Source organism: Luteimonas sp. 100069, from assembly GCF_003813845.1.
GTDB classification, from domain to species: Bacteria; Pseudomonadota; Gammaproteobacteria; order Xanthomonadales; family Xanthomonadaceae; genus Luteimonas; species Luteimonas chenhongjianii.
The window spans coordinates 155,735-169,025 of record NZ_RPFN01000003.1 but is presented as its reverse complement, the minus strand read 5'-3'; the positions used below and the strand labels follow the sequence as shown (position 1 = coordinate 169,025).

Below are 13,291 nucleotides of genomic sequence, written 5' to 3'. Positions count from 1 at the left end.
CCCACGCTCCAGCGCGTGAATTACCTGGAGTGGGCCGATGCGGGACCAGGAGGCGGCCAGACGTGGATCACGGCGGGATCAGGCCGCGCGTCCGTACGCGGAAGCTCATCCGGGCCAACGCCAGCACGACATGCATGGACTGGCGCCGGCCGATGCCGATGCCGATGCCGATGCCGATGCGGTCGAATGCGCCCTGCCGACATCGGCCGGGCCTGCGGGCGGGCGTGCATGGTGCGGCCAGGCCCACGGGCGCGATGCGCGAGCCGGCGACCACGCCCGGCTGATGCCGGCCCACCCCGCCTAGCCGCGGTTTGGCCCGCATGGCGGCACTCCGGTATCCTGTACGGCTTCCAGGCCCCGTAGCTCAGCTGGATAGAGCGGTCCCCTCCTAAGGGACAGGTCGCCCGTTCGAATCGGGCCGGGGTCACCAGAGCGCGATCATCCCTGAGCCGCCGGCGCCTCGCGCCCGATGGCCTGCGCATCCCCCGCGTTCCGGTCCTCCCGGCCACGCCGTCACAAGGAGTTTTTCCGCATGCCCCATCCCGTCCTCACCGCGCTCGGCCTTCAGGCCACCGAATCGGGCACCTATCTCGGCAATGGCGAATGGGCCGACGGCCGTGATGCCGGCATCCTCGAGCCGGTCAACCCGACCAATGGCGAAGTGCTGGGCCAGGTGCTGGCGACGTCGGAAGCCGACTACGAGCGGATCGTCACCCGCGCCCAGGCCGCGTTCCGCGAATGGCGCAAGACGCCCGCGCCGCGCCGCGGCGAAGCCGTGCGCCTGTGCGCCGAGGCGCTGCGCACGCACAAGGACGCACTGGGTTCGCTGGTCGCGCTGGAAATGGGCAAGTCCAAGCCGGAAGGCGACGGCGAAGTACAGGAAATGATCGACATCGGCGAATTCGCCGTCGGCCTGTCGCGCCAGCTCTACGGCCTGACCATGCATTCCGAGCGCCCTGGCCACCGCATGTACGAGCAGTGGCATCCGATGGGCGTGGTCGGCATCATCAGCGCCTTCAATTTCCCGGTCGCGGTGTGGGCCTGGAATGCGCTGGTCGCGGCGGTCTGCGGCAACATCTCGATCTGGAAGCCGTCGCCGAAGACGCCGCTGTCGGCGATCGCCTCGATGAAGATCTGCAACGACGCGCTCAAGGCCGGCGGTTTCCCGGACATCTTCTTCCTCTTCAACGATGCCGGCAGCGATCTCGCGCAGGCGTTCGTCGACGACAAGCGCGTCGCGCTGGTCAGCTTCACCGGTTCGACCAAGGTCGGCCGCCACGTCGGTGAGCGTGTCGCCAGGCGCATGGGCCGCTCCCTGCTCGAGCTCGGCGGCAACAACGCGATCATCGTCGACCCGACCGCCGACCTGAAGCTGGCGATCCCGGCGATCGTGTTCGGCGCGGTCGGCACGGCCGGCCAGCGCTGCACCACCACGCGCCGGCTGTTCGTGCACGAGTCGATCTACGACGACGTGCTGGCCAAGCTCAAGACCGCCTACGGCCAGGTCGAGAAGCGGATCGGCGATCCCACCGACGCAGCCAACCTGATGGGCCCCCTCAACAGCCGCGAAGGCGTGCTGGCCTATCTCGATGCGATCGAGAAGGCCAAGGCCAGCGGCGGCACGATCGAGAGCGGCGGCAAGGCCCTCACCGACCGCAAGGGCAACTTCGTGCTGCCGGCGCTGGTCAGCGGGCTCACCAACGATGCGGAAGTGGTGCAGACCGAAACCTTCGCGCCGATCCTCTACGTCATGAAGTACAGCGACCTGGACGATGCGATCGCGATGCAGAACGACGTGCCCCAGGGCCTGTCGTCGGCATTGTTCACCACCGACCTGCGCGCCTCCGAGCAGTTCCTCTCGGCCTGGGGTTCGGATTGCGGCATTGCCAACATCAATATCGGCACCTCCGGCGCCGAGATCGGCGGCGCATTCGGCGGCGAGAAGGAAACCGGCGGCGGCCGCGAATCGGGCTCCGACGCCTGGCGCGCGTACATGCGTCGTCAGACCAACACGATCAACTACTCCGATGCGCTCCCGCTGGCGCAGGGCATCAAGTTCGATCTGTGATGTTCCGCATCGCGCCACGGATACAGGTCCGTGGCGCGGCGCGCTTGCACGCCTGACCCCGGTGTCTGAATAATCGTGTCTTCCCCCGACTTCCCTGGACCGCTGCCGATGGCATTGCGCATTCCAGCCGGTCTGTCCACCGCAACGCCCTGCGCGGCATATGCGGATGTGCGGCGGTGTTTCGCATGAACGCGCCGCTCGCGGTGCGCCGCAGCAGCACCCTGGCGGTGATCAGCCTCGTTGCGGGGATCCTCGGCTGGTCGGCGCTGCCGGTCATCGGCAGCATCGTGGCGATCGTCACCGGCCACCTGGCCCGTGCCGAGATCCGGCGCCAGCCGCAAACGCTCGAGGGCGACGGTCTGGCAATTGCCGGCCTGACCCTCGGCTACACGATGGTCGCCCTCGCCATCGTCGGCATGCTGTTCGTGCTGCTGTTCTTCGGCGGCCTGTTCGCCGTCATCGCCACCACGTCCTGATGTATTCCAGCCTGCGCCCCCTGTTGTTCCGGCTCGATCCCGAGCGCGCGCACGGCCTGACACTGGCTGCGCTCGATACGCTGCATCGCACGGGCCTGTCGTCTCTGGCGGCCAAGCCCCCGCAGCCGTTGCCGACCGAGGCCTTCGGCCTGCGCTTCACCAATCCGGTCGGCCTGGCCGCCGGCCTCGACAAGAACGGCGAGCACATCGACGCCCTGTTCGCGCTGGGCTTCGGCTTCGTCGAGATCGGCACGGTGACGCCGCGGCCACAGGCAGGCAACCCGAAGCCGCGGATGTTCCGCCTGCCACGCCATCGCGCGTTGATCAACCGGCTCGGCTTCAACAATGGGGGTGTCGACGCCCTGATCGCCAATGTCGCCCGCGCCAGGCGCAAGGGCATCCTCGGCATCAACATCGGCAAGAACAAGGACACCCCCAACGAACAGGCCGCCGACGACTACCTGTTCTGCATGGAGCGCGTGTATCCGCTCGCCGACTACATCACCGTCAATATTTCGTCCCCGAACACCGCCGGCCTGCGTGAACTGCAGGAAGAACAGTCGCTGCGCAGGCTGATTGGCACGCTGCGCGAAGCGCAGGAGCGCCTGGCCGGCCAGCACGGCAAGCGCGTGCCGGTGCTGGTCAAGGTGGCACCGGATCTGAGCGACGACGACATCGAAGCCGCGGCGCGGGTGCTCTCGGACCTGCGCGTCGACGGCGTCATCGCGACCAATACGACGGTCTCGCGTGTCAGCGTGCAGGGGGATCGACGCGCCGACGAAGCCGGCGGGCTGTCCGGCGAGCCGTTGATGAACAAGTCCACGACCGTGCTGCGCATGCTGCGCACCCGGCTGGCGAGCGACATCCCGCTGATCGGCGTGGGCGGCATCCTTTCCGGTGCCGACGCGGTCAAGAAGATGGCCGCCGGCGCGTCGCTGGTCCAGGTGTATTCGGGCCTGGTCTATCGCGGGCCGGCGCTGATCGGCGATTGCGTCGAGGCAATCCGGCGGCGTCGCGAAGCGCCGAGCCGCGGCAACCTGCCCAGCCGCTGACCGCGCCCGATGCCTGACGCCTTCCGTCTTCTGGAGCCGGCCGATCTACGCCCGCGCAACACCTTCGGCGTGCCCGCACGCGCACGCAGGCTGGTCGAGGTGTCCGATGCCGCCGCCCTGCCCCGGGCGCTGGCGCTCCTCGGCGCCGACGCGCGGCCGCTGCTGATCGGCGGTGGCAGCAATCTGCTGTTCGCAGGTGATGCGGATGACGCACTGACGATCGTCGATGCGCGTCGCGGCGTGATCTCCGATGACGGCGAAGAGGTCGTGGTACGCGCGGCCGCGGGCGCCGACTGGCACGGCTTCGTCCTGTGGACACTCGCGCAGGAACTTGGCGGGCTCGAGAATCTCGCCCTGATCCCCGGCACGGTCGGCGCCGCGCCGATCCAGAACATCGGCGCCTATGGCGTCGAAGTCGGTGAGCGGGTAGTCGCGGTCGAGGCCTTCGATCACGAGACGCGAAGTTTCGTACGACTCGATACGGACGCCTGCCGCTTCCGTTACCGCGACAGCGTCTTCAAGCAGCAGCCCCAACGCTGGATCGTCACCGCCGTCGAATTCGCCCTGCACCGCTTCGCGCAGCCGGTCCTGCACTACGCCGGACTGCGCGACACGCTCGCCGCGCGCGGCATCGACGAGCCGCGCCCGCTGGACGTTGCCGAGGCGGTCATCGACATCCGCCGCAGCAAGCTGCCCGACCCGGCAGTGACCGGCAACGCCGGCAGCTTCTTCAAGAATCCGATCGTGCCGGCGGCCCAGGCCGCGATGCTGGTTGCCGCGCAGGCGGGGATTCCGGTCTTCGCCGCCGAGGAGGGCCTGCGCAAGCTCTCGGCCGCCTGGTTGATCGACCAGTGCGGCTGGAAGGGCGAGCGCGACGGCGATGCCGGTGTCGCCGAAGGGCATGCACTGGTGCTGGTCAACCACGGTGGCGCCAGCGGGGCCGAACTGCTGGCACTGGCCAGGCGCATCGCCGCCTCGGTCCACATGCGCTTCGGCGTAGCCCTGGAACCGGAACCGAGGATCATCGGGGCAGCGTGGTGAACCTGGCCGCCCTGCTCCGCTGGCGTCCGGCGACCGTGCAGGGTCAGGCCGCGCTGCTGATGCTGGGCAGTACCTCGGCGTTCGCGCTGATGGCGATCACGATCCGCTTCGCATCGGCCACCATCCCGACCACCGAGGTCGCGTTCTTCCGCAATTTCTTCGGCCTTCTGGCCCTGCTGCCGATCATCCTGCACAGCGGCCGGGGCCTGCCGCGCACCCGCAACCTGGGCCGCTATGCGGTGCGCACGGTGGTCGGACTGGGCTCGATGCTGTGCGCGTTCTGGGCGATCGGACATCTGCCGCTGTCGCAGGCCATTTCGCTGTCGTATGCCACGCCGCTGTTCGCGACGATCGCCGCGGTCCTGTGGCTGGGCGAGATCGTGCGCGCCCGGCGTTGGGCAGCGGTGAGCGCCGGCTTCATCGGCGTGCTGGTGATCCTGCGGCCGGGCGTGTCGTTCTCCACCGCGATGCTGGTCCCGGTGCTCGGCGCCCTGCTGGCGGCGCTGGTGGCGATCCAGATGAAGCAGCTGTCCAAGCTCGACCCGCCCGACACCGTCGTCTTCTACACCTACCTGCTGTGGGTGCCGCTGTCGCTGGTGCCGGCGCTGTTCCAGTGGACCTGGCCCAGCCCCACGGTGTGGCTGTGGCTGATCGCCACCGGCGTGCTCGGCACGCTGGGCCAGTGGCTGTGGACCCGCGCCCTGCGTCTGGGCGAAGTATCGGCGCTGCAGCCGATCAGCTTCGTGCAGCTGCCGATCGTCGTGGTCTTCGGCTGGTGGCTGTTCGGCGAGGTCATCGACCTGTGGACACTGATCGGCGCGGCGATCGTGTTCGGGGCGAACGGCTATATCGCCCATCGCGAAGCGGTGCTGTCGCGCCGCGCCGCGACCCAGCGGCCGGCGCAGGCGGCCAAGCCCGGCGAATAAGCGGCTGCACCAGGACGACGCAGGCGCGGCGGCTGCGCTCAGCCGACCAGCAGGTCGCGGCCAGCGGCGCTCCGGAACAACGTCAGACGTCTTCCTTCGCGACCTCGCGCAGCTTGCCCTCGTGCAGCTCCATGACCCGGTCGAGCTTGCGCGCCAGGCGCCGGTCGTGGGTCACCAGCACCAGGCTGGTGTGCTGGGCGCGGTTGAGCTCGAGCATCAGCTCGAATACCGTCGCCGCGGTGCGCTCGTCGAGGTTGCCGGTCGGTTCGTCGCCCAGGACGCAGGCCGGCCCGTTGACCAGCGCCCGCGCTACGGCGGCGCGCTGGCGCTCGCCGCCCGACAGTTCGCCCGGCTTGTGCGCGAGGCGATGACCGAGGCCGACCGTCTCGAGCAGATCGCGCGAGCGTCTGGTCGCATCCGCATCGCTGGCGCCGTTGAGCAGCGCCGGCAGCATGACGTTCTCAAGCGCGGTGAACTCCGGCAGCAGGTGATGGAACTGGTAGACGAAGCCCAGCGACCGGTTGCGCAGCGTGCCGCGCGCGGCGTTCGAAAGCGCACTCATCTTCTGGCCGGACACGAACACCTCGCCCGCTGTCGGCGTGTCCAGCCCGCCCAGCAGATGCAGCAGCGTGCTCTTGCCGGCGCCGGACGCGCCGAGGATCGCGACGGTCTCGCCGGCGCGCACCGCGAAGTCGAGCCCGTCGAACACCGGCGTGTGCAGCTTGCCCTCGGCGTAGGTCTTGCCCAGACCCTCGGCCGCCAGCACCACGGTGTCCGGGGCGCCGGTGGTTGCGGCAGTCGTCATGTCACTCATAGCGCAGCGCCTCCGCCGGGGCCGTGCGCGCCGCGCGCAGCGCCGGATAGATGGTGGCGAGGAAGGCCATCAGCAGCGCGACGCTGGCGATCATCACCACGTCGCTGACCTGCAGGTCGATCGGCAGGCCGGTCACGTAATAGACGTCCTCGGGCATCAGCACGACGCCGAATGCGCCCTCGATCGCACGCAGGATGTGTTCGAGATTGAAGGTCAGCAACAGTCCGCCGGTGATGCCGAGGATGGTGCCGATGACGCCGATCATCGTGCCCTGCACCATGAACACCTGCATGACACCGCCGGGGGTGAGGCCCAGCGTGCGCAGGATCGCGATATCCGCCTGCTTGTCGGTCACCAGGCTCACCTGGGAAGCGACGAGGTTGAACGAGCCCATGACGATGATCAGCGACAGCAGGATGCCGATCATGGTTTTCTCGAGCTTGAGCGCGCGGAACATGTTGGCGTTCTCGATGCTCCAGTCGCTGACGCGGTACACGCCGCCCAGCCTGTGCACGAGATCGCGCGTGACCTGCTGGGCGCGATCCATGTCGTGCAGTTTCAGGCGCACGCCGGTCACCCCGTCGCCGATCCGCAGCAGGCGCTGGGCGTCGCTGAGATTGACCACCGCGAGCCGCCGGTCGAAATCCTGGTAACCCGCTTCGAAGATACCGCTGACGGTGAAGCGCTTGAGCTGCGGCACCGCGCCCATCGGCGTGACCTGGAAATCGGTGGTGACGATGACGCTGTCGCCGACCCCCACACCGAGCCACAGCGCGAGTTCGCGGCCGAGCACGATATTGAACGAGCCCGGCTGCAGGTCCTCGAGCTTGCCGATGACCATCGAGGTCGCCAGGTCCGAGACCTGCGCCTCGTCCTCGGGGACGATCGCGCGCACTGCGGCCGGCTCGTTGCGACGGCCGCGCAGCAATGCCTGGGTGTCGACATACGGTGCGGCGCCGGCGACGCGCGCATCCTCGCGCGCGACATCCACGGCGCGCTGCCAGTTCGACAGCGTGTCGCCGTCGGCGCTGATCGTCGCGTGCGCGACCATGCCGAGCATGCGGTCGCGGATTTCCTTCTGGAAACCGCTCATCACCGCAAGCGTGGTGATCAGCACGGTCACGCCGATGGCGATGCCGAGGATGGAGGCCAGAGAAATGAAGGAAATGAAGCCGTTGCGCCGTTTGGCCCGGAGATAACGCAGGCCGATGGCAGCGGGGATGGGTCTGAGCATGGACGTCCGTCTTGGGGGCCGCGGCACCCGCGGCGTCTCCACCGACGGATCCGCCCGCCCGGGGCGTCGCTATGGTGCCATCGAATCCGTTGCCGGTCGCGTGACGGTTGCGGGCGCGGCCAGACGGAGTTCACGTCGGGAACCCGGCGGCAGGGTGTCCGGCCACCAGATAAGACAGCGCGCGCGACCGCGCTCCTTCCAGCGCAGCACCGCGATGGGCCCACGCCACTCCAGCGCCAACGCATCGATGCGCGCGCCATCGAGATGGAAGTGGCCTGCGGAATCGATGACCAGCTCGCGTGGCGACTCGCGCCGCAGGCGGCGGATTCTCCAGAGAGTCGCGGCCAGCACCACAGGGGTTGCGAGTGCAGCGGCGGACGTCGACAACTCCGACAGCCACAGCGCGATGCAGGCGCAGACGCCGATCAACGCGATCAGACAGCCGAGCAGGCGCGATGGCAGCCACTGCAGCCGCAACGGCGCAGCTTCAGTCCGGCTGAAGCTGCCGGATCGACTGGACGAGGGTGTCGAGCTCTGCGTCATCTGGACGCTCATGGCCGAGGAACCACTTCCAGAGCCTATCGTCCTCGCAATCCAGCAGCCGTCGGAAAACATCCCGCTCGGCGTCGGTGGAGGTCGCCCAGCAGCGGTCGAGCCATCGCTCGAACAGCCGGTCAAGCTCGCGCATGCCGCGTCGGCTGCGCCATCGCAGGCGGCGCAGTTCGGTAGCGTCATCGTGGATCATGCGGATCTCCGTGTCGGGCACGTCGGGCGGACTGTGCCGATCATGCCCAGGCATGTGACCGATCTGCGAGGCAGCAACCCGCGTTGCCAGCGCCCGGTGGCCCACAGCCCGGGCGTACTCCCGGGCTGCGTTCCCGGTGCGCGAAACCCCGCTGCTTACGCGACACGACGAACGCGCGGTCGAGCAGACCGCGCTTTCCTGCCGGTTCGATCAGCCGCGGCGCGCCAGCATCAGCTGCTTGATCTCACCGATCGCCCTGGCGGGATTGAGACCCTTCGGGCAGGTCCGCGCGCAGTTCATGATGGTGTGGCAGCGGTAGAGCTTGAACGGATCCTCCAGATCGTCCAGGCGCGCACCGGTGTCCTCGTCGCGACTGTCGATGATCCAGCGATAGGCCTGGAGCAGCACGGCGGGACCGAGGTAACGCTCGCCATTCCACCAGTAGCTCGGGCAGCTGGTGCTGCAGCAGGCGCACAGGATGCACTCGTACAGGCCGTCGAGCTTGGCGCGATCTACCTTGGACTGCAGCCGCTCGCGATCCGGCGGCGGCGCGCTCTGGGTGCGGATCCAGGGCTGGATCGAGGCGTACTGCGCATAGAAGTGCGTCAGGTCCGGCACCAGATCCTTGACCACCTCCATGTGGGGCAGCGGATAGATCGGCACTTCCGCCTTCTTGCAGTCTTCGATCGCCCGCGTGCAGGCGAGCGTATTCGTGCCGTCGATGTTCATCGCGCAGGAACCGCAGATGCCTTCGCGGCACGAGCGCCGGAACGCCAGCGTCGGATCGATCTCGTTCTTGATCTTGATCAGCGCGTCGAGAACCATCGGGCCGCACTTGTCGAGATCGACCTCGTAGGTGTCGGTCGACGGATTGCGGCCGTCGTCGGGATTCCAGCGGTAGACCTTGAAGGTACGCGTGCGCGTCGCGCCGGTGGCCGGGAAGTGCCGGCCCTGCTGCACCTTGGAGTTCTTCGGGAGCGAAAATTCTGCCATGTCGGGTCCCCGGCTCAGTAAACGCGTGCTTTCGGCGGCACGACTTCGACTTCGTCGTCGAGCGTGTACATGTGCACCGGGCGGTAATCGATCTTCGTGTTGCCGGCATCATCGACCCAGCACAGCGTGTGCTTGTGCCAGTTCACGTCGTCGCGGTCCGGGAAGTCCTCGTGCGCATGCGCGCCGCGCGACTCCTTGCGGTTCTCGGCCGAGACGATGGTCACCAGCGCCTGGCCCAGCAGGTTCTGCAGCTCCAGGGTTTCCACCAGATCCGAGTTCCAGACCATCGAACGGTCGCTTACCCGGACATCGGCGAAGGACGCATGGATCTCGCGGATCTTGTCGACGCCCTCGGCCAGCGTCTTGCTGGTACGGAACACCGCCGCGTCGTTCTGCATGGTGCGCTGCATCTTGTCGCGGATCACCGCCGTCGGCGTGCCGCCGCTGGCGTGGCGCAGCGAATCGAGATTGGACAGCGCCTTGTCGCAGGCGTCCTTTGCCAGCGGCTTCTGCCGCGCGCTCGGCTTGATCGTCTCGGCGCAGCGGTTCGCGACCGCGCGGCCGAACACCACCAGATCGAGCAGCGAGTTCGAGCCGAGACGGTTGGCGCCATGCACCGACACGCAGGCGGCTTCGCCGATCGCATACAGGCCCGGCACCACCGCATCGGGGTTGCCATCCTTCAGCTGCACGACTTCGCCGTGGTAGTTGGTCGGGATGCCGCCCATGTTGTAGTGCACCGTCGGCAGCACCGGAATCGGCTGCTTCTCGACGTCCACGCCGGCGAAGATCCTCGCGCTCTCGGAAATACCCGGGAGCTTTTCGTGGATTTCCTTCGGGTCGAGGTGGGTCAGGTCGAGGTGGATGTGATCCTTGTGCTCGCCGACGCCGCGGCCTTCGCGGATCTCCATCGTCATCGAACGCGAGACCACGTCACGCGAGGCAAGATCCTTGGCGTTGGGCGCATAGCGCTCCATGAAGCGCTCGCCGTTGGCGTTGCGCAGGATGCCGCCCTCACCACGTACGCCCTCGGTGATCAGGCAACCCGCGCCGTAGATGCCGGTCGGATGGAACTGCACGAACTCCATGTCCTGCAGACCAAGGCCCGCGCGCAGCGCCATGCCGCCGCCGTCGCCGGTGCAGGTATGGGCGGATGTCGCGGAGAAGTAGGCGCGGCCGTAACCACCTGTCGCCAGCACCACGCCCTGGGCGCGGAACAGGTGCAACGTGCCCTCGGCCATGTCCAGCGCGAGCACGCCGCGGCAGGCGCCGTCCTCGTCCATGATCAGGTCGAGCGCGAAGTACTCGATGAAGAAGCGCGCGTCGTGCTTGAGCGACTGCTGGTAGAGCGTGTGCAGGATCGCGTGGCCGGTGCGGTCGGCGGCCGCGCACGTGCGCTGGGCGATGCCCTGGCCGTAGTGCGTGGTCATGCCGCCGAACGGGCGCTGGTAGATCTTGCCTTCCTCGGTACGCGAGAACGGCACGCCCTGGTGCTCGAGCTCGATGATCGCGGGGATCGCCTCGCGGCACATGTACTGGATGGCGTCCTGGTCGCCCAGCCAGTCGGAACCCTTGATCGTGTCGTAGAAGTGGAAGCGCCAGTCGTCCTCGCCCATGTTGCCGAGCGCAGCGGAAATGCCGCCCTGGGCCGCGACGGTGTGCGAGCGCGTCGGGAACACCTTGGTCAGGCACGCGGTCTGCAGGCCCTTGTGGGCCAGGCCGAAGGTCGCCCGCAGGCCGGCGCCGCCGGCGCCGACGACGATCATGTCGTAGTTGTGTTCGGTGATCTTGTAAGCGTTGGTCATGTGGTTCTCAGCCCAGCAGCGCGATGCGTGCGATCGCGTACAGCGATGCGAGCGCGCCAGCGGCGCAGGCAAAAGTGACGAGGAGCTGGAGGGTGATCTCCAGGCCGCGCTGGTGGATGTAATCCTCGATCACCACCTGCAGCCCGAGCTTGGAATGCCAGAACGTCGCGATGGCGAACAGCGCGAAGGTGATCGCGTTGAACGGCCGGGCGAGCACGGCCTGCACGGTGGCGAGATCGGCGCCCACCAGCGACACCAGGGTGCCGATGAACCAGGCGAACAGCGGGATCAGCGCCACCGAGGTCACCCGCAGCCACCAGAAGTGACCGGTACCGGTCTTGCCCGAGCCGAGGCCGCGGGCGCGGCCCACGGGGGTCCGGAAATCGCGCGGACGCACGACGTCATCCGGAGTCTTGGTTCCGCTCATGCACCACCCCGCAGCGCGACGAACCAGATCGCCGCCGTCAAGACGAAGGTCAACACGACCACGGCATAGCCGGAGCGGTAGACCTCAGGAAGTTCGAAGCCCCAGCCGATATCCCACAGCAGGTGACGGATACCGTTGAGCAGGTGATAGACCAGCGCCAGCGAAAATGCTGCCAGGGCGAACATGCCCAGCGGCGAGGCCAGAAGATCCGATGCGGAGGCATAGGCTTCGCCGCCACGGGCGACGGCCAACAGCCACCAGGCCAGACCGAAGGCGCCGACGGAGGCGACGATTCCGGTGACACGGTGCATCAGGGACATGACCGACGTGATCTGCAGGCGATAAAGCGTGCCGAGCATGAACGGTGACAGGGGACGGTTGCGGTTTGCCATCGCTGGCTACTCTCCTCGCTGGCGGCGTCTCGCCGCGTGGCTGGTGTTGCAGGACCGCTCGCCAGTCACGACGTGACGGATCAGAAATCGATACAACGACCGTTCTTTTCCCAGTCGCCATACCGCGTAGGCTCGAGGCCGTCACGGCCCCCGATTTCCTGCGCGGGCGGCAATGCCGGAACGGGCATTTCCGCAGGCACCGTCGACGGCGTCTGCGTCTCCTCGCCTATGATGTCGGGGTTGGTCATCCGTTCAATTTTAGTTGCCATACGCATGTCAGACAAGCCGCAATCCGGATCGGACGCCATGTGCGTGCTCCCCGACATTACTGTGTTGACGCTTTCGGGGCGTGACTGCATCGCATTCGCGCAAGCCCAATTCATGAGCGACGTGGCCGCACTGGTCGATGGACAGTGGCAGTGGAGCGGCTGGTTGACCCCCAAAGGACGCGTGATCGCGCTGTTTGCGGTGATCCGGCGCGGCCCGGAGCGGCTCGACCTGCTGGTGCTGGACGCCGACACAGCGGCAGTGGCGGCATCGCTGCAACGCTACGTCTTCCGTAGCAAGGTTTCGATGGAAGTCCGGAGTGATCTGCAGGTCGCGGGCCGCTTCGCGCCGCCCTCGTCCGCCCAAGGGGCCCTGAGCGCGCAATCGGGCGACATCCTCGAGCTGGACATGGGCACGGCCACGCATCCCAGGACCCTGGCACTGCAACCCCATGCCGCGCGAGCGACGCTGCAGCGGGAGATCCATGAGAGCTGGCGCGCTTACGACATCCGCCATGGGCTGCCACGCCTGGACGAGAGCCAGCGCGAACAATGGACACCGCAACAGCTGTCGCTGGAGCGACTGCACGCCTTCAGTGTGGCCAAGGGCTGCTATCCCGGCCAGGAGATCGTTGCACGCACGCACTTCCTGGGACAGGTGAAGCGCGGACTGGTGGCGCTGCGGGGCACGGGGGGCTCGCCAGGCGACGAGGTCACCAGCGCCGGACAGGGCCTGGGTCGCGTGGTCAGCACGGCGGCCGACACGCTGCTGGCGGTGCTGCCCCTCGAACGTGCGGACGCGCCGCTCGCGATCGGAGAGGTCGAGGTCCACGTGGTTCCGCTGCTGGACGGCCTCGGCCGCTGAGCCCGCGCTGCCGTCGTCAGGCGGCGACCTCCCCTTGCCCTGCTCGATCGCGATGGGACACCTGTGCCCGCGGTTGACGCCTTTGCCGCGCTGGCGCGAACGGTCCGCAGACCGGAGCAAGGAATGCCTGGGGACGTCTTGCACCCGGTTCGCCGTCGGCGACGTTCGGCGCGTCCGGGACCACGCG

The 13,291-nt window shown here is 67.9% G+C and carries 16 protein-coding genes and 1 tRNA gene; 7 read left to right on the top strand and 10 right to left on the bottom strand.

The window, feature by feature from the left end:
* Nucleotides 1-67: 67 nt before the first annotated feature.
* Complete coding sequence (locus EGK76_RS08955) at nt 68-322, bottom strand: hypothetical protein (RefSeq protein ID WP_123832372.1); 255 nt, start codon at nt 320-322, stop codon at nt 68-70.
* 31 nt (nt 323-353) lie between these two features.
* Between EGK76_RS08955 and EGK76_RS08950 the strand changes: the two genes are divergently transcribed.
* The 6 genes from EGK76_RS08950 to EGK76_RS08925 all read left to right on the top strand — a co-directional run bounded on the left by EGK76_RS08950 (nt 354) and on the right by EGK76_RS08925 (nt 5,563).
* Nucleotides 354-430, top strand: a tRNA-Arg gene (locus tag EGK76_RS08950).
* Between the two features lie 102 nt (nt 431-532).
* Nucleotides 533-2,068 (top strand): aldehyde dehydrogenase family protein, encoded by a 1,536-nt coding sequence (locus tag EGK76_RS08945; RefSeq protein ID WP_123832371.1) that lies wholly within the window; start codon nt 533-535, stop codon nt 2,066-2,068.
* 185 nt (nt 2,069-2,253) lie between these two features.
* A complete protein-coding gene (locus tag EGK76_RS08940; protein ID WP_123832370.1) occupies nt 2,254-2,544 on the top strand; it encodes a DUF4190 domain-containing protein in 291 nt (96 codons plus the stop codon).
* On the top strand, nt 2,544-3,596 hold the full coding sequence (locus tag EGK76_RS08935) for a quinone-dependent dihydroorotate dehydrogenase (RefSeq protein WP_123832369.1): 1,053 nt from the start codon (nt 2,544-2,546) through the stop codon (nt 3,594-3,596). The genes EGK76_RS08940 and EGK76_RS08935 overlap by 1 nt, the downstream gene beginning before the upstream one ends.
* A 9-nt stretch (nt 3,597-3,605) precedes the next feature.
* On the top strand, nt 3,606-4,637 hold the full coding sequence (gene murB, locus EGK76_RS08930; RefSeq protein ID WP_123832368.1) for a UDP-N-acetylmuramate dehydrogenase: 1,032 nt from the start codon (nt 3,606-3,608) through the stop codon (nt 4,635-4,637).
* Between the two features lie 59 nt (nt 4,638-4,696).
* Complete coding sequence (locus EGK76_RS08925; RefSeq protein WP_123832394.1) at nt 4,697-5,563, top strand: DMT family transporter; 867 nt, start codon at nt 4,697-4,699, stop codon at nt 5,561-5,563.
* Nucleotides 5,564-5,645: 82 nt separating this feature from the next.
* Here EGK76_RS08925 and lolD read toward each other — a convergent pair whose 3' ends face one another.
* From lolD to EGK76_RS15660, 9 genes are all read right to left on the bottom strand, one after another.
* A complete protein-coding gene (gene lolD, locus EGK76_RS08920) occupies nt 5,646-6,368 on the bottom strand; it encodes a lipoprotein-releasing ABC transporter ATP-binding protein LolD (protein WP_123832367.1) in 723 nt (240 codons plus the stop codon).
* A gap of 1 nt (nt 6,369) precedes the next feature.
* The gene (locus EGK76_RS08915; RefSeq protein WP_123832366.1) at nt 6,370-7,611 is read right to left on the bottom strand and encodes a lipoprotein-releasing ABC transporter permease subunit; all 1,242 of its coding nucleotides are present in this window, start codon (nt 7,609-7,611) and stop codon (nt 6,370-6,372) included.
* Nucleotides 7,612-7,680: 69 nt separating this feature from the next.
* Nucleotides 7,681-8,088, bottom strand: a complete 408-nt coding sequence (locus EGK76_RS08910) for a hypothetical protein (RefSeq protein ID WP_233580234.1) — start codon at nt 8,086-8,088, stop codon at nt 7,681-7,683.
* A gap of 10 nt (nt 8,089-8,098) precedes the next feature.
* Nucleotides 8,099-8,356: a succinate dehydrogenase assembly factor 2 gene (locus EGK76_RS08905; RefSeq protein WP_096300449.1), complete on the bottom strand. Its 258-nt coding sequence runs from the start codon at nt 8,354-8,356 to the stop codon at nt 8,099-8,101.
* A 210-nt stretch (nt 8,357-8,566) separates the two neighbouring features.
* Entirely contained in the window at nt 8,567-9,349 is a 783-nt protein-coding gene (locus EGK76_RS08900) for a succinate dehydrogenase iron-sulfur subunit (RefSeq protein WP_123832365.1), read from the bottom strand.
* 14 nt (nt 9,350-9,363) lie between these two features.
* Nucleotides 9,364-11,154, bottom strand: coding sequence for a succinate dehydrogenase flavoprotein subunit (sdhA, locus tag EGK76_RS08895; protein WP_096297937.1), 1,791 nt, complete (start codon nt 11,152-11,154; stop codon nt 9,364-9,366).
* Nucleotides 11,155-11,161: 7 nt separating this feature from the next.
* On the bottom strand, nt 11,162-11,581 hold the full coding sequence (gene sdhD, locus EGK76_RS08890) for a succinate dehydrogenase, hydrophobic membrane anchor protein (RefSeq protein ID WP_096297935.1): 420 nt from the start codon (nt 11,579-11,581) through the stop codon (nt 11,162-11,164).
* Nucleotides 11,578-11,973: a succinate dehydrogenase, cytochrome b556 subunit gene (gene sdhC / locus EGK76_RS08885; protein ID WP_096297933.1), complete on the bottom strand. Its 396-nt coding sequence runs from the start codon at nt 11,971-11,973 to the stop codon at nt 11,578-11,580. Before sdhC ends, sdhD begins: the two co-directional genes overlap by 4 nt.
* Nucleotides 11,974-12,053: 80 nt before the next feature.
* Nucleotides 12,054-12,281, bottom strand: coding sequence for a succinate dehydrogenase assembly factor 4 (locus EGK76_RS15660; RefSeq protein ID WP_233580232.1), 228 nt, complete (start codon nt 12,279-12,281; stop codon nt 12,054-12,056).
* Nucleotides 12,282-12,354: 73 nt separating this feature from the next.
* Between EGK76_RS15660 and EGK76_RS08875 the strand changes: the two genes are divergently transcribed.
* Nucleotides 12,355-13,104 (top strand): folate-binding protein, encoded by a 750-nt coding sequence (locus tag EGK76_RS08875; RefSeq protein ID WP_233580231.1) that lies wholly within the window; start codon nt 12,355-12,357, stop codon nt 13,102-13,104.
* The last annotated feature ends 187 nt before the right edge of the window (nt 13,105-13,291 follow it).